23 protein-coding genes are annotated in these 20188 nt (G+C 71.7%); 17 read left to right on the top strand and 6 right to left on the bottom strand.

All coding sequences use genetic code 11. The features are described from left to right. Window positions 1–2: 2 nt before the first annotated feature. On the top strand, window positions 3–821 hold the full coding sequence (locus B0I32_RS52110; protein WP_425438155.1) for a DUF6461 domain-containing protein: 819 nt from the start codon (window positions 3–5) through the stop codon (window positions 819–821). A gap of 436 nt (window positions 822–1257) precedes the next feature. After that, complete coding sequence (locus B0I32_RS52105; RefSeq protein WP_106252528.1) at window positions 1258–2058, top strand: class I SAM-dependent methyltransferase; 801 nt, start codon at window positions 1258–1260, stop codon at window positions 2056–2058. 9 nt (window positions 2059–2067) lie between these two features. Here B0I32_RS52105 and B0I32_RS52100 read toward each other — a convergent pair whose 3' ends face one another. After that, entirely contained in the window at window positions 2068–2973 is a 906-nt protein-coding gene (locus B0I32_RS52100) for an AraC family transcriptional regulator (RefSeq protein ID WP_106252527.1), read from the bottom strand. A 158-nt stretch (window positions 2974–3131) separates the two neighbouring features. Here B0I32_RS52100 and B0I32_RS52095 point away from each other — a divergent pair, with 158 nt between their 5' ends. Next, window positions 3132–3890, top strand: a complete 759-nt coding sequence (locus B0I32_RS52095) for an SDR family NAD(P)-dependent oxidoreductase (protein WP_106252525.1) — start codon at window positions 3132–3134, stop codon at window positions 3888–3890. Between the two features lie 94 nt (window positions 3891–3984). Here the strand turns inward: B0I32_RS52095 and B0I32_RS52090 are convergent, their stop codons facing one another. Continuing rightward, entirely contained in the window at window positions 3985–4557 is a 573-nt protein-coding gene (locus B0I32_RS52090) for a DUF6506 family protein (protein WP_106252523.1), read from the bottom strand. A 146-nt stretch (window positions 4558–4703) separates the two neighbouring features. Between B0I32_RS52090 and B0I32_RS52085 the strand changes: the two genes are divergently transcribed. Next, window positions 4704–5429, top strand: coding sequence for an HAD family hydrolase (locus B0I32_RS52085; protein ID WP_146178635.1), 726 nt, complete (start codon window positions 4704–4706; stop codon window positions 5427–5429). An 84-nt stretch (window positions 5430–5513) separates the two neighbouring features. Here B0I32_RS52085 and B0I32_RS52080 read toward each other — a convergent pair whose 3' ends face one another. After that, on the bottom strand, window positions 5514–6065 hold the full coding sequence (locus B0I32_RS52080) for a CGNR zinc finger domain-containing protein (protein WP_106252520.1): 552 nt from the start codon (window positions 6063–6065) through the stop codon (window positions 5514–5516). A gap of 86 nt (window positions 6066–6151) precedes the next feature. Here B0I32_RS52080 and B0I32_RS52075 point away from each other — a divergent pair, with 86 nt between their 5' ends. Beyond that, window positions 6152–6619: a mycothiol transferase gene (locus tag B0I32_RS52075; protein WP_106252519.1), complete on the top strand. Its 468-nt coding sequence runs from the start codon at window positions 6152–6154 to the stop codon at window positions 6617–6619. Then, a complete protein-coding gene (locus B0I32_RS52070; RefSeq protein ID WP_245956672.1) occupies window positions 6616–7809 on the top strand; it encodes a MalY/PatB family protein in 1194 nt (397 codons plus the stop codon). Before B0I32_RS52075 ends, B0I32_RS52070 begins: the two co-directional genes overlap by 4 nt. Before the next feature lie 69 nt (window positions 7810–7878). Here B0I32_RS52070 and B0I32_RS52065 read toward each other — a convergent pair whose 3' ends face one another. Then, window positions 7879–8859, bottom strand: coding sequence for an alpha/beta fold hydrolase (locus tag B0I32_RS52065; protein WP_106252517.1), 981 nt, complete (start codon window positions 8857–8859; stop codon window positions 7879–7881). A 156-nt stretch (window positions 8860–9015) separates the two neighbouring features. On the opposite strand from B0I32_RS52065, the gene B0I32_RS52060 reads away from it, so the two are divergent. The 4 genes from B0I32_RS52060 (at window position 9016) to B0I32_RS59295 (ending at window position 11262) form a co-directional block, all read left to right on the top strand. Next, the gene (locus B0I32_RS52060; RefSeq protein WP_106252516.1) at window positions 9016–9948 is read left to right on the top strand and encodes a LysR family transcriptional regulator; all 933 of its coding nucleotides are present in this window, start codon (window positions 9016–9018) and stop codon (window positions 9946–9948) included. Window positions 9949–10098: 150 nt separating this feature from the next. Further along, on the top strand, window positions 10099–10470 hold the full coding sequence (locus B0I32_RS52055; RefSeq protein ID WP_106252514.1) for a group I truncated hemoglobin: 372 nt from the start codon (window positions 10099–10101) through the stop codon (window positions 10468–10470). A gap of 89 nt (window positions 10471–10559) precedes the next feature. Continuing rightward, window positions 10560–10853 carry a DUF7638 domain-containing protein gene (locus tag B0I32_RS59300; protein ID WP_146178634.1) on the top strand — a complete coding sequence of 98 codons (294 nt, stop codon included), beginning with the start codon at window positions 10560–10562 and terminating at the stop codon, window positions 10851–10853. Between the two features lie 37 nt (window positions 10854–10890). Then, window positions 10891–11262 carry an NADAR family protein gene (locus B0I32_RS59295; protein ID WP_146178633.1) on the top strand — a complete coding sequence of 124 codons (372 nt, stop codon included), beginning with the start codon at window positions 10891–10893 and terminating at the stop codon, window positions 11260–11262. Window positions 11263–11326: 64 nt separating this feature from the next. Here B0I32_RS59295 and B0I32_RS52045 read toward each other — a convergent pair whose 3' ends face one another. Next, window positions 11327–11773, bottom strand: coding sequence for a helix-turn-helix domain-containing protein (locus B0I32_RS52045; RefSeq protein WP_106252513.1), 447 nt, complete (start codon window positions 11771–11773; stop codon window positions 11327–11329). Window positions 11774–11850: 77 nt separating this feature from the next. Here B0I32_RS52045 and B0I32_RS52040 point away from each other — a divergent pair, with 77 nt between their 5' ends. The 5 genes from B0I32_RS52040 to B0I32_RS52020 all read left to right on the top strand — a co-directional run bounded on the left by B0I32_RS52040 (window position 11851) and on the right by B0I32_RS52020 (window position 16942). Next, window positions 11851–13053 carry an MFS transporter gene (locus tag B0I32_RS52040; RefSeq protein WP_181308730.1) on the top strand — a complete coding sequence of 401 codons (1203 nt, stop codon included), beginning with the start codon at window positions 11851–11853 and terminating at the stop codon, window positions 13051–13053. A gap of 107 nt (window positions 13054–13160) precedes the next feature. Further along, entirely contained in the window at window positions 13161–14330 is a 1170-nt protein-coding gene (locus B0I32_RS52035) for a DUF5685 family protein (protein ID WP_106252510.1), read from the top strand. A 224-nt stretch (window positions 14331–14554) separates the two neighbouring features. Next, window positions 14555–15484, top strand: coding sequence for an NAD-dependent epimerase/dehydratase family protein (locus B0I32_RS52030; protein ID WP_106252508.1), 930 nt, complete (start codon window positions 14555–14557; stop codon window positions 15482–15484). Window positions 15485–15579: 95 nt separating this feature from the next. Then, entirely contained in the window at window positions 15580–15981 is a 402-nt protein-coding gene (locus tag B0I32_RS52025) for a hypothetical protein (protein ID WP_146178632.1), read from the top strand. A 10-nt stretch (window positions 15982–15991) separates the two neighbouring features. Further along, entirely contained in the window at window positions 15992–16942 is a 951-nt protein-coding gene (locus B0I32_RS52020) for a WXG100-like domain-containing protein (protein WP_106252505.1), read from the top strand. A gap of 9 nt (window positions 16943–16951) precedes the next feature. Here B0I32_RS52020 and B0I32_RS52015 read toward each other — a convergent pair whose 3' ends face one another. Then, a complete protein-coding gene (locus B0I32_RS52015) occupies window positions 16952–17275 on the bottom strand; it encodes a hypothetical protein (protein WP_106252503.1) in 324 nt (107 codons plus the stop codon). A gap of 248 nt (window positions 17276–17523) precedes the next feature. On the opposite strand from B0I32_RS52015, the gene B0I32_RS52010 reads away from it, so the two are divergent. Further along, window positions 17524–19482: a sensor histidine kinase gene (locus B0I32_RS52010; protein WP_106252502.1), complete on the top strand. Its 1959-nt coding sequence runs from the start codon at window positions 17524–17526 to the stop codon at window positions 19480–19482. Continuing rightward, window positions 19422–20069, top strand: coding sequence for a response regulator transcription factor (locus B0I32_RS52005; RefSeq protein WP_106252500.1), 648 nt, complete (start codon window positions 19422–19424; stop codon window positions 20067–20069). The genes B0I32_RS52010 and B0I32_RS52005 overlap by 61 nt, the downstream gene beginning before the upstream one ends. The last annotated feature ends 119 nt before the right edge of the window (window positions 20070–20188 follow it).

Raw genomic sequence — 20188 nt, 5'->3', positions numbered from 1 at the left:
AGGTGAATCTAGCCGTTCATCCAGACTCCAAGTCCCTGACCTGCGCGTTCAGGTCGCTACGACCTCCGGGAACCCCGAATTACGCGGAACGCGGGACTCAGATCCGGGACTGGGCGAGAGCGAACGGGTACCTGGTCAGTGGGCGTGGCCGGATGGCTCCAGAAATCACCGAGGCCTTCTTCGCTGCCCATCCCGAGATCCTCGAGGAGGCGCGCACGTTCGAGATGGTTCGCGCCACCGCGAGGACCCCCGGCGCGTCGCCGGAGGACTACGCATGGGAAAGGAGCAGCAGCCTCCAGGACATCTACACCATCGTCTTCGTCCGCGGGCTCGACGAGCATGAGGTGCTTCGCCGGATTGGGGCCGCAGACGAGGACATCCGCCTCATCACGGACGAGGACTACTCCCAGCCGGAAGGGCCGGAGATCATCACCGTGAGGCGAATCGAGGACTGGACGATCGCCATCGAGGACTGCGGCTGGCGCGCGCGGGAGGCTCTGCCCGACCTGTCTCGTGACGGTGGTGAGGCGGTGATAGCGCTGCGCCACGACTACGCCCAGCACCAGGTCACCTATGCCGTCGACGGCCAGCTCATCACCGACATCAACCCAGGGTTTCCCATAGACAGGCACGGCGCGGATCCCGACCGGCTCAATCATCACCTCCGCGAGCTGGGCATCGATCCGGCCGCCAGCGACAGCATCGACAATCCCATCCCGGCGGCCCTGGCGCTGGCCAGCCGGATCACCGGCGTCATGCTCACCCCACAACACCTTCGCCGCCCGATCCTCGGCGCTGCCATCCCCGGCGCCTACTTCTAACCCCACAGGGACGTCGAGACATGCGCGTCTCTGGCGGCGTTGCGCGGTCTCACGAGAGACGGACGTCTGGTTCAAAGCCATTCGGTGATCACACGCCAACTGGTTTGAGACATTCAGCCAGGGACGCCGTGATCATTGAGACATTGAGACGGGACAGTCGCATGCACCCTGCGCGGGCTGAAAATTAACGATCTTCCGCTGAGTACTGCCAACTTCGATGACGCGAGCGCCGATATTTCGACGCCCATCGAAGTGACAGTGCCCAGGTCGGGAGCAGCCCCCACTGTCATCATCGCTGCGTCCAGACACCCATCGCCCGGCGGCCGCGCAGAGGGAAGTGCGCTGTGCCGGACGGAGGCAGCACGGCCGTCCCGGCTTCTTGCGACAGCTGGCCCCGCGTATTCGCCAGGCGGGGCTGTGAGGCTGCTGGGACAGAATGGCCCGCATGTCTGCCTTGCCCGAAGATCGCGTTGCGACCGCGAACCCCTCCCCGCTCAACGACTACGACCGGATGGCCGAGGGTTACTCCGCCGAGAACGACAGCAATCTCCTCAACGCGTACTACGAGCGGCCCGCGATGCTGGAACTGGCCGGGAAGGTGGCCGGAAGGCGCATCCTCGACGCCGGGTGCGGCTCGGGGCCTCTGTTCGCCGAGCTGCGCGAGCGGGGTGCCGTCGTGACCGGCGTCGACGCGAGCGCCGGGATGCTGGAGCTGGCCAGGCGGCGGCTGGGCGCCGGCGCGGACCTGCGGGTCGCCGATCTGGCCGGCCCGCTGCCCTTCCCCGACGAGGCGTTCGACGACGTCATCGCGTCCCTGGTGCTGCACTATCTGGAAGACTGGGGGCCGGCGCTGGCCGAGCTGCGACGCGTGCTGAAGCCTGGTGGCAGGCTTCTCGTCTCGGTCGACCATCCCTTCAGCGTCACTCTCTTTCAGCAGCTGGCCGGGGAGAAGCCCAGGTACTTCGAGACCCGCAGCCGTACCGACGAATGGACCTTGGGCGGGCTGACCGTCCAGATGAGGTTCTGGGACCGGCCGCTGCACGCGATGACCGAAGCCTTCACCGCGGCGGGCTTCCGGATCAGCGTCGTCAGCGAACCGCCGTTCGTGCCGGCCGCCCGCGACCTGTTCCCCGAAAAGCTGCGCGACATCGAGCCCACACGCACGAGGTTCCTGTGCTTCCTGTTCTTCGTTCTCGAAGCCGACCAGGCGCCCGTGACGATCAACCGTCGTGACTGAGCGTCCGGCTCAGGGGAGGACGGCCGCGGGGGTACGCGCCGTGTGACGCAGACGGGCGGCGTCCTGGCTGGGCGGCAGGCCGAACTGGCGGCGGTACTCCCGGCTGAACTGCGACGGATTGTCGTAGCCGACCCGGTGGCAGACGCCCATGACGTCGTTTGGGTGGGTGGCGAGCAGCAGCCGGGCCTCCTGCAGCCGGATCCGCTTCTGGAACTGGATGGGGCTCATCGCGGTCACCGCATGGAAGTTGCGGTAGAACGCGGAGACGCTCATGCCGGCCAGCCTGGCGACGTCCTCGACCCGGAAGGGCTGCGCGTAGTGCTCGCGGATCCAGCGCACGGCCCGGGCGACGTGGCTGAGACCGCTGTCGGTGAGACCGAGCTGGCGTACCGTCGCCCCCTGCTCGCCGCTGATCACCCGCCACAGGATCTCGCGTTTGATCAGCGGGGCCAGCACGGCCCGGTCGCGGCGCTCGTCGAGCAGGCGCAGCAACCGCACCACCGCGTCGAGCAACGCGGCCGGGGCGTCGCTGACGGCGATCCCCGACGTCGCGCCGCCACCGGAGGGGGGAAGGTCACCGGGTCCGGCCGCCAGGAGCACCTCGGCGACGGCGGACGGGTCCAGCGTGAGCCCGAAGCCCAGCGCCGGCCGCTCGGGGTCGGCCTGCAGGAACTGCCCGGTGATCGGCAGGTCGACCGACGCGACCAGGTACTGGCCGGCGCCGTACTCGAAGATCCGGTCGCCCAGCGCGAGGCGCTTGGCGCCCTGGGCGATGACCGCCAGCACCGTGCCGGACATCGAGAGCGCCGGCGGCTCCGAACGGTCGATCTTGGAGACGAGGACACCGTCGATCTCGGTGGTCCAGTCGGGCCGGGCGTGGCGGGCCAGCAGATCACGGAGTTCGTCGAGCGGCATACGGCCATTGCAGCACGATCCCGGGCCCCGATTCCCGTGCGTGAGAGGAATGTGCACGTACGGGCGAGGATCGTTCTAACGTTTCCGCAGGTCACGCCGGTTGAATGGAATCACCCCATTCCACGCTCACATGCGGACACGTACGCAGGAGGAACACCATGAAGGTCGCCGTCGTCACGGGCGCCAGCTCCGGCATCGGGCAGAGCGCCGCCGTCGAGATCGCCAAACGCGGAACCGGAGTCATCCTGACCTACGGCGCCAACGAGCAGGCGGGGCTGGACACGGCCGCCGCCATCGAGAAGGACGGCGGCAGGGCCGTCGCGCTGCCGCTGGATCTCGGCGACGTGGCCGGTTTCGCCGCGTTCCGGGACGCGGTGGCCGGCGCGCTGCGCGACACCTTCCAGCGCGACACCTTCGACCATCTGGTGAACAACGCCGGTTACGCCGAGGCGTCGCTGATCGAGGACACGAGCGAGGAGACGTTCGACAAGCTCATGCGGGTCCTGCTCAAGGGGCCGTTCTTTCTCACGCAGCGGCTGCTGCCCCTGATGGTGGACGGCGGGGCGATCGTCAACACGAGCAGCAGTTCGGTGGCGACGGCGGGCCTGGAGCCGGGCTACTCGGCGTACGCGTCGATGAAGGGCGGCCTGGTCGTGCTGACCCGGTACATGGCCAAGGAGTTCAGCACGCGAGGCATCCGCGTCAACTCCGTCTCACCCGGACCGACCCGCACCCGGCTCGGCGGCGACGCCTTCACCCGGTTCCCCGAGGTCGCCGAGGTCCTCGCGGCCAAGACCGCGCTCGGCCGGGTCGGCGAACCCGGGGACGTCGGCGCCATGATCGCCACTCTGGTCTCCGACGAGAGCCGCTGGGTCACCGCGCAGAACATCGAGATCTCGGGCGGCTTCAACCTCTAGCGATCCAGGCGCCGGCGGCGTACCGTCCGGGAGTGTCGGTCCCGGCTGATAGTCATGATCACGTAGTGTCCCGACCACGAGTGGAGCGGGCGTGCTACCGGCTGTAGGCGCTGAACCCCACCGGGACGGTGCCCGCCACAGCCTCGATGACCGGTTCGGCCGACTCCGGCCCCGGCGCCCCGTACAATTCGATGAGCTGCACGTCGCCGGCCATCTTGGCGGCCACCTCCGCGGCCGCGGTCAGGTCGGGCACGCCGACGAACGTCGTCGTCCCGCCGTCCGCGCGCTCGGCCGTCACCCGATCGACCTGGGGGTCGGCCCCCTCGTGCACGATGAGGAACGTCTCGGCCAGCACCTCGCCGGCCTCGAACCGCGCCTTGTACGCGGCCACGTTCGCCAGCGACTCGAAGCCGTAGTAAACCGCGCCCAACAGGGCCCGGTCACCCACGATCGCGCGTGCCCGGGCGTGCCACCCGGCGCCGAAACCGCCGCACAGTTCCAGCCGGTCGACCCCCTCGGCCGCCAGATCGCTCACCAGTTCCAGCATCTGAGCCGGCTCGGCCACGGCGCGGACGCTGGTGCGGGCGTCGCCGTGCTCGATCGTGAACAGGTCGGTCCGGGGATCCGCGCCGGCCTGCTCGAAGATGATCACGCGGTTCTCGGTCATGTCGGTGTCCCTTTCCGTCCGGTCGTTGCTGATTCCACTCTGAAACATCAACCAATGTTGAGGTCAAGGGCTTGGAACCACGCGTTGCCGGCCTGTTCGCCAACAGGAGGAGCTCAGGGATGAAGCAGGCCACACGTCCCGGCCGGGTGGTGTTCGTCGACTGGCACGGTGTGCTTTCCTGCGACCCCTTCTGGGCGTCCATCCGGGACAACGCAAGGCATCCGCTGCACGCGCAACTGGTGGCGAGTCTCGCCCCGATCTTCACCGGCGACGGGGCCCACGCCTGGATGAAGGGCCGGTTGTCGGCCGCTCAGGTCATCGCGGGCATGGGCATCCGGCTGGATCGCCGGTTTCGCGGTGACTTTCTCCAGCGCCGGCTGCTGGACGACTGCGCCCGGATGAAGGTCAACGTGCCGTTGCTGCAGATGCTCCGCGAGGTCAGGCCGGATGCCTCGATCGTCGTGTCCACCGACAACATGGACTGTTTCGCCGACACGTTCAGGCGGGTACGCGAGGTCCGGCGCCCGGCAGGCCCCCGTCGGGCGACGTTCGCCGAGTGGGCCTTCGTCTGTGATGACCTGATCTGTTCCAGCGACGTCGCAGCGCTCAAGAGCGAAGGCATCGTCCGCTTCTTCGGGCCCTGGCTGCGCCGGCATGGCCTGACCTTCCAGGACGCGCTGCTCATCGATGACACGGCGGACAACTGCGTCGCCTTCCGGGAGCAGGGAGGAACCGCTCTGTGCTGGAGGATGAACGCCGACGACATCGCCACGGCTGCTGTCGCGCTCAGCCGATGGCACGGCGCGCTCGCCGAGGCCGAACTCCTCCTCGCGGCCGCCCGCAGTGAGGATGGGGAAGCACCGGCACGCTGACGGCACGTGATCTTCGGCTGAGCGCACCGCACGACCCCTGCGCCGCCGGCCCTCAGCCTCGCGCGACGCCTGCGCGGCCGGACCTCATCCCGGGGCCGTGGTCGCGCTCTTGCGGGAGCGGTAGTTGGCCACCTTGACGCGGTTGCCGCACTCCTCCATGCCGCACCACTGGCGGTTGCCGCCCCGGGAGCGGTCGATGAACAGGCGGGTGCACTCCGCCAGGGCGCACTCCCGGACGCGCAGTTCGCTCAGCTCCCCGAGCAGTTCGGCCGCGGAGCGGGCCACGGCGGCGGCCAGCGCGCCGGCGTCTCCGGTGCGGACGAGCCCCTCGGGGGTCAGCCGCACACCGGGAGGTGCCCCGGCCGCCTCCTCGTTGACGACGCCCAGGTCGCCGTCCGGCCAGGGCAGGCCGTTCACGCCGTGGATGACGAGCCGGTAGACGGCCTCGCGCAGCGTGCGCAGCCGCCGCAGGTCGGCGGTGCCGATCGCCGGCGCCTCGTTCGTCACCCCGGCCTCGACGGCCCATCGGCCCAGGTCGGCTGGGGTGGCGAGCAGTTCTTCCGGCTCGCTGCGGCGCCACTTGAGGGTGCCGGCGAAGTCGAGGGCGAGGTTGCCGCTGACGAAGACGAAACTCACGACACCATCTTGACGGGTTACAGCCGGATGCCGCAAGGTTGCGTACACCACCTAAGCCGGTTACAGCACGCCTGGGGAGACACAGGTTGATCACCGAAGACGACTACCTCTACTACGTCGATCGCGCCCTGGACGGGATGGCCGCCATCGTCGCCGGCCTCGGCGATCGGCTCGCCAACACCAGGCCGCCGCTGCCCGGCGCCAACTCGCCGTACGCGCTGCTCACCCACTGCCTCGGGGTGACCTCGTACTGGGCGGGAGAGCTCGTGGCGGGACGCGAGGTCGCCCGCGACCGCGACGGCGAGTTCGCCAGCGCCGGCCCCGTCGGCCCGCTGCTTGAGGACGTGGCGGCGGTGCGGGCCAGGCTCGCCGCGGACGTGCGCGCCGCCGTCCCCGCCGCCGGGCTCCGCGGCACGCCGCCCCCGAGCTTCCTCGGTCCCGACCGCGAACTGACCCAGGGCGCGGCGCTGCTGCACGTGTACGAGGAGCTGGCCCAGCACCACGGCCAGATGGAGATCCTGCGCGACGCCATCCTCGCCGGGGCGACGCCGTGACCGGCCGGCCGACCGGCCCGTTCGAGGCCATCGACGTCGAACGGCTGCGCTCAGGACACGGCGTCAAGTGGGGCTCCCTGCCGCAGGGCACCATCGGGGCCTGGGTGGCCGACATGGACTTCGGCGTCCCGCCCGCCGTGAGCGAGAGCATCCTGCACGTCACCGGCCGCGCGGACTTCGGCTACCCGTACTGGACGGGGGAGGACCCGGTGGTGGCGGCGTTCGAGGAGCGCATGGCCACCCGCCATGGGTGGCGCCCGAGCCCCGGCCGGACGCGCGTCTTCACCGACCTGCTGCAGGTGCTCCAGGTCATCATCGAGTACGCCACCGCGCCGGGCGACGGCGTCGCGATCCACGTGCCCGCGTACCCGCCGTTCCTGGCGAGCATCGCCCGCGCGGGACGGCGGATCGTGCCGCTGCCCATGAGCAGGGACGAGAGCGGATGGCATCCCCCGACCGGCGACCTGTCCGGGCACCTGCGTGAGCAGGGCTGCCGCCTGCTGGTGCTGGTCAACCCGCACAACCCGACCGGCCGCGTCCTGACGCCCGGCGAGCTGAGCGCGTACGCGGCGGCCGCCGAGGAACTGGACCTGGTGGTGCTGGCCGACGAGATCCACGCCGACCTGGTGTTCGCCCCGCACCGGCACGTGCCGTTCGCCGCGCTCGGCACGGCCGCCGCGCGGACGGTCACGACCACGTCGGCGACCAAGGCGTTCAACATCGCCGGGCTGCGCTGCGCCGTCGCGCACGTCGGCCCGGATCGGCTGCACGACGCGCTGGCCAGGGCGCCGCTCGACTTCTTCGGCACGCCGAGCATCCTCAGCCGGGTCGCCACCCTGGCCGCCTGGCAGCGGTCCGAGGACTGGCTGGCCGGCCTCATGCGCACCCTGGAACGCAACCGGCGGCTGATCGGGGAGTGGGCGGCTTCGCTGCCGTGGGACCCGGGTTACCACTCGCCGCAGGGCACGTATCTGAGCTGGCTCGACTTCACCGCGAGCCCAGTCGGCGGCGACGAGCCCGCGGCGCGGCTGGAACGCCTGGCGCGGGTCAAGCTCAGCGAGGGGGCCGAGTTCTCCCAGCACACGACGGTCGACACCGCCGCGTTCGCCCGGCTCAACTTCGCGACCAGCACCCCGAACCTCGCCGAGATCCTCGACCGCCTCGCCGCCGCCCGCTCCCCGAGGCCGTGAGCGGCCGCAGGCGGGACCGAGCCGTTCGGCTCGTGAGCCCCCGGCGTGCCCCGCTCGCGGACGATCGGGTCATGCGAGTGCCGCGGCGATCCAGTCGGCGGCCGTGGCCAGCCAGTCGGGACGGGCGTTGCCGAGCAGGTGGTCGCCATGGGGCACGGACAGGTACCGCCCGTGCGGCGCCAGGCGGGCCAGCGGCTCGCCGCCGGTCACCCCGGGGATGACGTCCTGGCCGCCGTCGACGACCAGCAGCGGGCAGGTGATCCGCGGCGCGAGGGCGGACAGGTCCACCTGACCGGCGAAGCGGCGGGCCGGCTCCTCGCCGCCGGCCCGCCGGCTGAGCAGCTCCCGTACGGGAGGCGGCAGGAGGCCCCAGCGCAGCTGGAAAGGACCGCTCACGGTGACGGCGGCGGCGACGCGGCTCTCCAGAGCGGCGCTCTCGGCGACGTAGTAGCCACCGAGGCTGAGCCCGACGAGCCCCGCCTTGCGCGGGCGGAGCGCGTCGAGGACCCGGCCGATCACGCGGTGGTAGTCGGCACGGACGGTGCTGGTGGCGGCGAGTGCGCCCTGTCCCGGCCCGTCCATGGCGAACACGGCCAGCCCCCGGCGCAGCAGGGCGGCGACGAGATCGTGGAACTCCTCCTTGCCCGAGTCCAGCCCGGGAACCACCACGACCGTGGCTGCGGCCTCGGCCGGGCCGCGCAGCCGGCCGGTGAAGCCGGGTCCCTCGATCCGGCGCGCCCGCGGCTCCAGCGACGCCAGCGCGCGTCCCATGGCGGCGTCGGCCTCGGCCGCCGCGAGCGCGCTCTCGCGGTTCGGTCCCAGGGTGGCGAAGTGGAACCAGCGCGCCGCCGCCTGGAGGTGCTCGCCCGCCGAGATCGCCGTGCCCGCCCGCCCGGCGCGCGCCACGTGCTCGCGCGCGGAACGCATGAAGGCCTCGCCCCATTGGTCCAGGTCCGTCAGCCCGCCGGTGACGCGCAGGTACTCGTGCGGGTCCAGCCCGGCTCCGGTGGCGCGGGACAGGTTGGCGGCGGCGAAGTCCGCGGTGCTCATCGCGCTGCTCCGATCGTCGGTACGGCCTCGCCACGGCTCCGCCGTTCCCGGCAGATCAATCTACGCATGTGGCCATGAAACCGGCGAACGGCTCGCCTGAGCCAACAACCGACGCGAGCAGCCGACAACCAGAGGTTGTCGCCTATGGTGACAGCCGTGGACTTGGACCTGGCGCAGGTACGCGCGTTCGTACGGACGGCGGAAGAACTGCACTTCGGCCACGCGGCCGCGGAGCTGTCCATCTCCCAGCAGGCCCTCTCGAAGCGGATCGCCCGCCTGGAGTCCACACTCGGCAGCCGCCTGCTCGACCGCGGCGGCCAGGGCGTGCGCCTCACCGAGGCCGGCCGGCGTTTCCTGGAGCCCGCCCGGCAGACGCTGGCCGCCGCCGACCTGGCCGTCGCGGCGGTGCTGGACACCCGCCGCCCGCTGCGGATCGACGTGTGGGGCCACCTGTACGCGCCCATGCGCACTCTCGCCCAGGTGGCGACCGGCGAGCCGCGGCTGGAACTCGGCCACGGCCGCGACCTGCCGTCGGCGATCACCGCGCTGCTGCACGGCGACATCGACGCCGCCTTCGGCCGCGTGCACGCGCCGTTGCCCGCCGGGCTGACCCATCGTCTGGTCCGGCTGGAGCCCGTGGACGCCGTACTGAACGCCGATCATCCGCTGGCGGACGCGCCCGCGATCCGTCCGGCGCAGTTGCGCGACGGCGTGCTGTGGACCCCGGGCCCGCTGCACCGGCTGGACTTCCTGCACCGATTCGCCCTGGCCTTCGGCATACATCAGCACGCCGAAGGCACCAACCTGGGCCTGGACCACCTGCCTGCCGATCTGGCGGCCGACCCGCGCCGCTTCACCCTGCTGCCCGCCGACCTGCCCCTCCCGCCGCACCCGGCGATCCGCTCCGTCCCGCTGATCGACCCCACACCGCTGTACGCCTGGTCGCTGCTCCGGCGTGACAACGGCGGCCACCCCCTGCTGGACACCTTGACCAGCGCCTTCGCGGCGGAGGCCGAGCGCCGTCGCTGGCTGGAACACGATCCGGCCCGCGACTGGCTGCCCGAACACCCCGGCACGGACAACGGCTGAGCACCCCGGCACGGACTGATGAGCGTCGCGCACGTTACGCCGGCGTCACGACGGTGAGCACCTTGGTGCGGGCGCATTGCCGCCGTGTCACCGCGATGGAACGGCCCGCTGTGACCCTCTTTCCAAGCGGACCCAGGAAGGAAGGTCACCATGGCGTCCATCTTTGACCAGATCGGCGGCGCGAGCGCGGTCTCCGCGGTGGTCGACGAGTTCTACCAGCGGGTTTTGGCCGACCCTGCGCTCGCCGGCTACTTCACCGGCACCGACCTGGACAAACTCAAGGCCCACCAGCGCAGCTTCGTGGCGGCCGCCCTCAGGGGGCCGCAGGAGTACCGGGGCCGGACGATGGGGGAGGCCCACGCCGGCCTGGCCATCACCGCCGAGGCGTTCGACACGGTGGTCGGGCACCTGGCCGGCGCGCTGACGCACTGTGGGGTCCCGCCGGAGACCATCACGACGATCGCCGCCGCCCTCGCCCCGCTACGCGACCAGATCGTGGACGACCAGGCCTCCGCCGCCTGAAAGCCGTCCCGGCCGAGCACCGTCTGCCGCCTGAGTCCGCCGCCTGAGTCTGCCGCCTGAGACGGCGCTTGTTGCCTACGATGCCTCAGATGACGGGGAATCGGACCTATCGCATCGTCGATGAGGAACGGATCGACGGAATCCTCCGCCCGATCTTCATTCGGAACGGTGGCGACTTCTATCTGACCGATCTGAAGATCTTCGCCGACGGTGCGATCCACTACCGGGAGTGGGGGGACCTCGACGGACTCCGCTCGAAGTTGGCGGCCGGTTGGGTGGCGACGACTCTCGACGAGGGCGCCCGGGCGAGCGCGCATGACCTGGCGAGCTGGCGGTTCGGCAAGGTCGTCACCTGGATCACAGCTGAGGAACTGCTCGGGTAAGTCGTCGACGCGATCGACCGGTTGAACGGGCGTCCCGATTCCACGGACCGGTGCATCACGCAGGCGCTGCGCTACGTCGACTGACGGGCAGAGACCGACCGGATCCAGACGCAGTCGCGCGGCATCAAACCCTCAGGTGGCGCGCGACCTCGCGGCCGGAGCCGAACGGCGCCCGCATTGGCCGGACGTGCGCCTCGCGGTCATGGCTGACCTGTTGCGCGCGAAGTTCCTCCAGCATCCGGACTTGGCCGAGGTGCTCCTGGCCACCGGCGACGGACGAATTCATTACCGCTTCGCCAACTCGCCATTCTGGGACACCCGCGACTCCGCCCGGCGCAACTGGATAGGTCGGCTTCTCGAACTGGTGCGCGCCGAACTCGTGGCCGAGCGCGTCGGCTTTCAGCTCTGAGCCCGCCAAGCTGCTTGGGGCGCCGGCCTGAGAGCGCAGCGGCCCGCCTGATGCCGCTCGTCGGTCACTCCGGTGGGTGGGCCAGGATCAGCACCGTCGCGTCGAGCAGCCGCTGCCAGTCGGGTTCGCGCAGGTCGCGCCGGAGCGCGGCGGCGATCGCCGCCAGGGCGTCGACGAGCCTGGCGCGGATCGCCCGCTGCTCCTCCCCGAGCGCGGCGGCGAGCCGGCCGACTTCGCGCCGGAAACGGGCGCTTTGGGTGAAGTCCACCAGGGACGGCGGCAGAGCCGTGATCATCGGATCCACGGTCGGATCGGCGAGTTCGATCACCAGGCGGGTCCCCAGCGCGTCGGCGAGCCGGTCGAGCACCGCGACCGTCGGATTCCCGCGGCCGTTCTCCAGATTCGCCACATAAGGCACCGACACCGCGGCCTCCGTGGCCACCGAGGCGACCGTCCTGCCGAGGGCGGCACGGCGGGCGCGCAACCGCCGGCCCAGTTCGACGTGATCCATGGGACTATCTTGACAGAATAATCGGAAGCACGCTTTTCTCTTGAGAGAATATTCCGGGGGGAAGAATGCTTCAGGCCTTGCGCGTACGGGACTTCCGGCTGCTCTGGATCGCGCGCTCGATCGCCGCCCTCGGCACGGGGCTGCTCGACGTCGCGGTCCCCGCCCACCTCTACGCCGTCACCGGCTCGGCGCTCGCAACCGGTGTCAGCCTGGCCTGCAGATTTCTGCCCGCGTTGCTCCTCGGGCCGTTCGCCGGAGTCGTAGCCGACCGGTGGAACCGTCCGCGCGTCATGATCACCACCGATCTCGTGCACGCTACGGCGATCGCCGCGGTCCTGCTGGCCCGGACGCCTGAGACGATCTGGCTCGTCTACGCGGCGATGCTCGGTCAGGGCGCCGCCGCGGTGATCTTCCGCCCGGCCGCCCAGGCGCACACGCCCGCCGTCGTGGGCACCGGCCCCCTGCTCAGCGGGGCGAACGCGCTCGGCGCCGTGTCCACCGGAGTGGCGAGCCTGAGCGCGCCGCCGATCGGCGGCCTGGTGTTCGCGACCGCCGGCATCGACGTCGTCGTCTGCGCCGCCGTCGGCGCGAGCCTGCTGTCCGCGGCGGCCATCGCCAGGACGACGACGAGGTCACGCGCCCATGACCGGGACCAGAACGTGCTCTCCGACCTCGTCCAGGGGCTGCGGCACCTCCGGCGAGCCCCGGCGACCCGGGCGCTGCTGGCCACGAACAGCGCCTACCTGCTCGCGAACGCCGGCCTCACCGCGCTGCTCGTCCCCTTCGCGGTGACCCGCCTCGGGGGAAGCGTCCAGGTCGGCTACCTGCTGTCGGCGCTGGGCCTCGGCTTCCTCCTGGGCGCACCCGCCAGCAGAACGCTGATCGACCGCTTCCCCGCCAGGACGACCCTCGCCGTCTGCCAGGCACTCGTCGCGGGCGCGTTCTTCCTCATGTTCAACGCCACCTCGCTCCCTGTCGCGCTGACGGCCGCGGTCCTGCTCGGGATACCCGCGGTCACCGTGATGGTCGCCACCCACACCTGGCTGCAACGCGCCACCCCGAAGCCGCTCCTCGGCCGCGTCAGCTCGGCCTTCCTCACCGTCGAGGCGGCCGCGAACATGGCCGGAGCCCTCGCCGCACCCGCGATGAGCGCGTGGACCGGCCTCGCGCCGGCGCTCAACGCGGCCTGCGCCCTCGCCCTGTCGTCCGCCCTGATCACCCTCTGCCTCATGCCGCGAGGCAGCCGCGGCCACCCCGGAGACGTCAGCGTCGCCGCATAGTCTCCGATCATGTCCGACGCCGTGCCCGGGGCCCGTTGAGCTCATCCGGCGATCGGCCGGGTGGGCCGGTGCTACGGTGGGCTCTCACTGTGCGTATAAGGGGACGTATGTTCGGCATTGTCCGCCCGTGTCGGCACGTCCTGTGCAAAGGGCTCTACGCGGACTGGATGGGGCACCTGTGCGGGCTCTGCCTGGCGCTTCGTGACGAGCACGGACACCTGTCCCGGCTGGTGACGAACTACGACGGGCTGCTCGTGTCCGTGCTCACCGAGGCCCAGTCGCCCGCGTCCACGTCCCGCCGCAAGGTCGGCCCGTGCGCGCTGCGCGGCTTCAAGGGCGCGACGGTGGCGGAGTCGGAAGGGGTACGGCTGGCGGCCTCGGTGTCGCTGCTCCTGGCGGCCGGCAAGATGAGCGACCACGTGGCGGACAGGGACGGCGTGTACGCCCGCCGCCCGGTCGCCGCCGGCGCCACCCGGCTGGCGGGCCGCTGGTCCTCGGCCGGCACGGGCATGGCGGGCACGCTGGGATTCGACCCCGCCCCGCTGACGGCGGCGGCCGGACGTCAGGCGGTCCTGGAACGTGCCTCGGTACGAGCGTCTGCGGGGGCCGGACAGGCGCCCGGGTTACCGGAGCTGACGGCACCCGCCGAGGACGCCGTGGCCGCCGCGTTCGCGCACACGGCGGTGCTCGCGGGCAAGCCGCACAACCGGGAGGCCCTGGAGACGGCCGGGCGCGGCTTCGGCAGGCTGGCCCACCTGATCGACGCGGTCGAGGACCTGGCCGACGACCGGGCGTCCGGGGCGTACAACCCGCTGGTCGCCACCGGCACCGGCCTGGACGAGGCGCGCCGCCGCTGTGACGCCGCGCACGCCGAACTGCGCGCCGCCGTGGACGCGCTGGACCTGCCCCGTCCCGCCTTGACACGCGCTCTGCTGGTCCGCGAGACCGGCAACGCCGTCTCCCGCGCCTTCGCCGCCGCCGGAGCGCACGGCGACGGCCGCCCGGCCGGTGAGCCCGGCGCGCCGCCGGAGCAGCGGCCACCGGGAAAGCGGGACCCCGGCGGGCTGCTGTCGCTGGCGTGCACCACGCTGAGTTGCTGCACGTGCGGCCTGTACCGGCCCGCCTGGGACGAGGAGCACGAGAGCTCCTGCTGCGCGCGCCTGGACTGCTCCGGCTGCGACGCCTGCGGCAACTGCTGCGATTGCTGCTCCTGCTGCGGTGAGGACGGCTGCTGCGGCGACGGCTGTTGCTGCGACGGTTGCAGCTGCGACTGCTAGCCGGCGGCCCGCGACACCGGCCTGCCAGGACGAACGCAGGCGTGCTCAGCCCGCTGCTGGACCAGCGGGCCTGCCGGACACCCTCACGCCGGGACGCCGTGGTGGGCGGGGTGGATCCCGCGCGTTTGCCATTCCGGCAACGGGATTTGAGCCCTCAGGACAGGGGTGACGACGATGGCCGCGGGCCGGACCACCGGCGTACCACGTGAGAAAGCAGGACTCCCATGCACGTCTTCGTCACCGGCGCGAGCGGCTACATCGGCGGCGCCGTCGCCACCCGCCTGCTCGAAGCAGGACATACGGTCACCGGCCTGACCAGGGACGCGGCCACCGCGGACGAACTCGCCCGGCTGGGCGTCCAGCCCGTGGTGGGCGACCTGGACGACGCCGGCACGCTGGCCGAGCAGGCCGGCCGCGCCGACGCGGTCGTCAACGCGGCTGACAGCGACCACCGCGCAGCCGCGGAGACGCTCGTCGCCGCGCTGGCCGGATCGGGCAAGCCGCTCGTCCACACCAGCGGCACCAGCATCGTGGGCGTCGGCACGAGCGGCGAAGCCGACGGGACGATCTTCGGCGAGGACCTGCTCGACCCGGATTCCGGCTGGGAGCCCGAGCATCCCGTACGCCGGGCCCGCCTCGCCCTCGACCGCCTCGTCCTGGCCGCCGCGAACCAGGGAGTACGTGCCACGGTCCTGTGCCACAGCCTCATCTACGGAGACGCGCGCGGCCTGCCCCGCGACAGCGTCCTGATCGCCGCGCTCGTCCGGCAGGCGCGGGCCGGCGGGGTGGTCAGGCACGTCGGCGCCGGGACCAACCGCTGGTCCACCGTGCACCTCGACGACGTCGCCGACCTGTACCTCCTCGCGCTGCACCAGGCGTCGCCCGGCCTGTTCTGCTTCGTCGAGAACGGCGAGGAGTCCTTCGCCGCCATCACCGGGGCCATCGCCCGCCGCCTCGGCCTGCCCGGCCCGCGCCCCTGGGAGCCGGGCGCCGCCGGCGACGTCTGGCACCCGGAGTTCGCCCGGCACGCCCTCGGCTCCAACAGCCGGGTCCGCGCCGTACGCGCCCGCGAGCAGCTCGGCTGGCGCCCCCGCCACCGCTCGATCACCGGCTGGATCGCCGGCGCCGATCTGGGCGCGGCGACACACCAGTGACGCGGTGGCGCGCACGATGGCAACATACCGATCATCTGCCGGTAATCGGCAGGACGGAGACTGGCCACCCAGCGGACATCCTGAAGGTGATCATCATGGACATCGACCATACGAGCATGGAGACGGCAGGCCGGGCCGTCCACACCGAGGGAGGGGAGTTCCTGCGGGACGTGAACCGGCTCAGCACCCAGGTCGGGCAGTTCATCCCCTACTTCGGCAACCCGTCCAGCGACGAGGCCGCGCGCCTTTTCCGCCAGGGCGAGGAGGGCCAGGCCGGCTTCGACCAGGCCTACGAGGACCTGAGCAAGGCCCTGTCGAACCTGGGCGAGGCGTACCGGGTCATCGGCTCCGCGGTGGTGGCGATGAGCAAGAACGTCAAGGCGGCCGACCTGGCCAGCACGCTCGACGACAACCCGTTCATCAAGGAACTCTTCGAGTTCGCCGAGCGCAAGAACGACGACATCGCGGTGCCGACCACGCCGGTCGAGCGCGCCTGAGGAGGACGACATGCCCATCGGGCTCGCGGGCAAGGTCGCCCTCGGCGGTATGGCCGGCGCCGGCGCGGCCGGGCTGCTGGCGCCCGAGTTCCTGTTCGGCGTCTCGTACCTGGAGGGCGACCCGGACAAGATCCGCGCGGCGGCTGACGTCCTGGACGAGATCGCCGACGCCGTCGACAGCCACTTCCGCGAGGCGAACACGGCCGCCGCCGTCGTCTGGACGAAGAGCTCCGGCCCGGCCGTCGAGGAGTTCGAGAAGTTCTGGACCAAGCGGTACGGCCCCGCCGTCCTCGCCGTCTCGCTCAAGTACCGCAGGGCGGCGAACGCCTGCCGCGCCTACGCCGACGTCATCGAGAAGACCAACCACGCGCTGCGGGTGCTGTGCTGGATTCTGACGGTGGACATGATGTACACCATCGGGTATCAGGTGTTCACCTGGAAGCTGTTCCAGGCGATCATGAAGCGGCAGGCGCTGCTGCTCAGGTTCACCGCGCACCGCTACGTCACGATGTTGCTGCCGATGTTCACGTACTACGTCGCCGACAGCGCCTCCTACGCCACCGGTGAGGTGCTGCTGCCGCTCGGGTTGAACGTCGCGGGCGGCATCAAGACCGACCTGCAGGGGAACGACGTGCGCTCGGTGGGCCACAACCTGACGGTGTTCCGTGAGAACTTCGTCGCCAACATGGTCTTCGACGGCGTCATCGACGGCGGCGTGGCGCTCATGGCCAAGGTGCCGGGCCTGCGCGCGGTCGGCACCAACCTCAAGCTGCCCAACGGCACGACACTGAACACCGGGAACTTCCTGCCCCGCATGACGGCCTCGACCGCGTACTCGATGACCCTGGACGCGCAGCACGGCGACAACCCGCTGCCCGGCACCGAGCACGGGCTGACCGAGCAGGACATGTACCAGAAGTTCATCGTGCACGGCAGCCGCAGCCTCATCCCGCGGCTCTGACGGGCGCCCCTATCGGCCGTCGATGTCGAGGTAGGGCCGGGTCAGCTCCATGACCCGGCGGGCCGCGTCCTCGGTGGCCTGCCGCGACAGGTCCATGATCGTCTCTGCCAGCTCGTGCGAGGACATCCGCATCACGCGGGGGTCGAGGTGCAGCCCCACCAGCTGGCCCGAGGACGACACCCGGACCCTGATCCTGTCGTCGCGGCCGGCCGCCTGGCCGACGACGTCGCCGATGCCGGCCATGACGCCGGCGTACTCCTGGGAGTTCGCCCGGAACTCGGTCATGATCCGGTCGAGTTCGGGGTCGCCGGTACGTCTTTCGCGTTCAGTCATGGCGCATATCTACATTAATGATCATATGGGTGACAACTGGTAACTTTTGTGACAAATGGGGTGTGAGGCGGTCCGGTCTTCGCCCGCCGGCCCGCATGGGGGCTGGCACCCATGCCGCCACCCCCGTTCACGTGCTTTCATCGTGCGCGAGTCGCCGGCACGGCGACGCAGAATCAAGGAGCCGGCCGGCGTTCCGGGCCGTGACGGACGGTTCGGGTGCCGGGTCGTGACGCACATGGAGGCGTACCGTGGGGCGAGGCGAGAGGGTCGTCGCGTACGCGCGCGCACCCGTGCGCGGTCTGGCGCTGGCCGGGCTCGCGCTGCTGGGACCGCCGCTGCTGATCCTGATCTTCGTGGGTGCGCACGCCGGCCTGCCGTCCCCGGCGTTCTTCGTCGAGCGGGGCCGCCGGTTACCCGCGCTGGCCCGCCGGCTGGCCGCCCGGTGGGGCGGCGCCGACCTCCCCTCGCCGTACCGTCCGGCTCCGCCGCCGCCCACGCGCGATCCCGACGGCTGGTACCGCGACGGCGGCGCCCTGTTCCGCTCGGCGTTCCCGCCCGCCTACCTGGCGCGGCTGCGCTGGATCTTCCGAGACCCCGCGACCGTGCGCGACCTGGCCTGGATGGCGCTCAACCCGCTGATCGGCGGCCCGCTCGCGGCACTCGCGCCGGCGCTGATCGCCGGCGGGCTCGCGACGGCCTGGCTCCACCCGAGTCCGGACGGGCTCGCCCTCGCTGTCGCGGCGGCGCTGCTCGGCATCGCGCTCGGGCCCCCGCTGCTGCGCGCGCACACCCGCTGGACCCGGGTACTGCTCGCCCCGCGGGCCCGCCGGGCGCCGGGCCGCGTCATGAGCGCCGTCGGGCGCAGCGCCGCCGCCGGGGCACACGTGTGCGCGAGCGCCGTCCTGCCCGGCGTGGCGGCGGTGTTCGCGCTGGCCCAGGTACTGGCGATCGCGCTGATGCCGGTACGGCTGTGGCCGGAGACGGTGCTGGGCTCGCGCCGCTTCGTCTCCTGGCGCCGGGCGCAGATCGGCGCGTGGACGGGTGTGCGGATCGCCGAGCCCTATCGTCCCGAGCCGCCGCTGCCGCAGCCCGAGCCGGACGGCACGTACCGGCTGGGATGGGGCCCCGTCGGCACGGTCTACCGGACGCGGGCGGCCGCCGTGCGCGCCCGGCGGTTCGAGTGGACGGTACGCGACCCGGCCTCATGGCGGGACCTGGCCTGGCTGCTCCTGGAGGTGCCCGTCGCCGCCGTGCTGTTCGCCGTACCGGCCCTGCTGATCGGCGGCGGGCTGATCCTGCTGTGCTGGCTGTGGGCGTGGACCGGGGCCCTGAGCCTGATCAGCGGGCTGACCTGGTCACCCGGCGACGTGCTGCACGCCGCCGTACCGGCGTCGGCGAACATCCCCGCACCGGTCGCCGGCCTGGCCGCCGCCGCCCTCGGCATCGCGGCCGCCCCCGCGCTGCTGCGCTGCCACGCCCTGCTCAGCCGGGCCCTGCTCGCCCCGACCAGGGCAGCCGTGCTGGCGAACCGGGTCGACACGCTGACCAGCAGCCGCGCCCGGATCAGCGACGCCCAGGCGGCCGAGCTGCGCCGCATCGAACGCGACCTGCACGACGGCGCCCAGGCCCGCTGGGTCGCCGTCGGCATGACACTGGGGGCGGCCGAGGAGCTCATCGACCGCGACCCAGAGGCCGCCAAGGCCGTGATCGCCGGCGCCAAGAACATGTCCGTGGCCGCGCTCGGCGAGCTGCGCGAGCTCATCCGCGGCATCCACCCGCCGGTGCTCGCCGACCGCGGGCTCGCGGACGCCGTACGCACCCTGGCGATGGACGCTCCGTTGGAGGCCGAGGTGCATGTCGACCTGCCGGGACGGGCGGCCGCGCCGATCGAGGCGGCGGTCTACTTCGCCGTGTCCGAACTGCTGGCCAACGTCGCCAAGCACGCCGCCGCCTCTCAGGTTTCGGTGGCGCTGACGTACGAGAACGGCCTGCTCAGAGCCACTGTCACCGACGACGGGCAGGGAGGCGCGGTCGCCGGCCACGGCGGCGGGCTGCACGGCATCCGGCGCCGCCTCGACGGGTTCGACGGAGTCCTCACCCTGTCCAGCCCACCCGGCGGACCGACCACCGCCACCTTGGAGATCCCATGCGCGTTGTCCTCGCCGAAGACGTCTACCTCCTCAGAGAAGGGCTCACCCACCTCCTGAGAGCCCACGACGTCGAGGTCGTGGCGGCCGTCGACACCGGCGAGGAACTGCTCGACGCCCTGGCCCGGCACCGGCCGGACGCCGCGATCGTGGACGTACGGCTGCCGCCCGGCTTCACCGACGAAGGGGTGCGGGCCGCCATCGAGGCCCGCACCCGCCGTCCCGGCTTCCCCGTGCTGGTCCTGTCGCAGTACGTCGAGCAGATCTACGCCCGCGAACTGCTGGCCGACGGCGCCGGCGGGGTCGGGTACCTGCTGAAGGACCGGGTGTTCGACACCGGCCACTTCGTGGACGCGCTGCGCCGGGTCGCCTCCGGCGGCACCGCCATGGACCCTGAGGTGATCGCGAAACTGCTCGGCGGCACCTCGCCCCTGCATCCCGTCGCCTCGCTGACACCCCGTGAGCGCGAGGTGCTGCAGCTCATGGCGCAGGGGCGGTCGAACGCGGCCATCGCCGGGCGGCTGTACATCAGCGAGGGGACGGTCGGCAAGCACATCGCCGCCATCTTCGCCAAGCTCGGCCTGGACGCCGCCGACGACGTCAACCGCCGCGTCCTCGCCGTCCTGGCCTTCCTCAACCGCGCGTGATCACGTGCGCGGTTTTTCTCCACCGCGCCTGACCACGATCTCACGCGCGGCCTTCCTGACCCGCACCTGGCCACGGCCGATCGCACTCGCCCCTTGCTCTACCGCGACGAGGCCCCGAT

Source organism: Nonomuraea fuscirosea, from assembly GCF_003001935.1.
Lineage (GTDB): Bacteria > Actinomycetota > Actinomycetes > Streptosporangiales > Streptosporangiaceae > Nonomuraea > Nonomuraea fuscirosea.
The sequence above is the reverse complement of the archived record's forward strand: the minus strand, read 5'-3'. Positions and strand labels throughout refer to the sequence as shown.

Excerpts from the sequence above, each read along its gene's own strand:
- B0I32_RS52065 (WP_106252517.1), bottom strand. The coding sequence starts at position 8,859 with ATGAGCACCGCGGACTTCGCCGCCGCCAACCTGTCCCGCGCCACCGGA.
- B0I32_RS52095 (WP_106252525.1), top strand. The coding sequence starts at position 3,132 with ATGAAGGTCGCCGTCGTCACGGGCGCCAGCTCCGGCATCGGGCAGAGC.
- B0I32_RS52015 (WP_106252503.1), bottom strand. The coding sequence starts at position 17,275 with ATGACTGAACGCGAAAGACGTACCGGCGACCCCGAACTCGACCGGATC.
- B0I32_RS52105 (WP_106252528.1), top strand. The coding sequence starts at position 1,258 with ATGGCCCGCATGTCTGCCTTGCCCGAAGATCGCGTTGCGACCGCGAAC.
- B0I32_RS52090 (WP_106252523.1), bottom strand. The coding sequence starts at position 4,557 with ATGACCGAGAACCGCGTGATCATCTTCGAGCAGGCCGGCGCGGATCCC.
- B0I32_RS52020 (WP_106252505.1), top strand. The coding sequence starts at position 15,992 with ATGCCCATCGGGCTCGCGGGCAAGGTCGCCCTCGGCGGTATGGCCGGC.
- B0I32_RS52035 (WP_106252510.1), top strand. The coding sequence starts at position 13,161 with ATGTTCGGCATTGTCCGCCCGTGTCGGCACGTCCTGTGCAAAGGGCTC.
- B0I32_RS52025 (WP_146178632.1), top strand. The coding sequence starts at position 15,580 with ATGGACATCGACCATACGAGCATGGAGACGGCAGGCCGGGCCGTCCAC.
- B0I32_RS52100 (WP_106252527.1), bottom strand. The coding sequence starts at position 2,973 with ATGCCGCTCGACGAACTCCGTGATCTGCTGGCCCGCCACGCCCGGCCC.
- B0I32_RS52005 (WP_106252500.1), top strand. The coding sequence starts at position 19,422 with ATGCGCGTTGTCCTCGCCGAAGACGTCTACCTCCTCAGAGAAGGGCTC.
- B0I32_RS59300 (WP_146178634.1), top strand. The coding sequence starts at position 10,560 with ATGACGGGGAATCGGACCTATCGCATCGTCGATGAGGAACGGATCGAC.
- B0I32_RS52045 (WP_106252513.1), bottom strand. The coding sequence starts at position 11,773 with ATGGATCACGTCGAACTGGGCCGGCGGTTGCGCGCCCGCCGTGCCGCC.
- B0I32_RS52030 (WP_106252508.1), top strand. The coding sequence starts at position 14,555 with ATGCACGTCTTCGTCACCGGCGCGAGCGGCTACATCGGCGGCGCCGTC.
- B0I32_RS52055 (WP_106252514.1), top strand. The coding sequence starts at position 10,099 with ATGGCGTCCATCTTTGACCAGATCGGCGGCGCGAGCGCGGTCTCCGCG.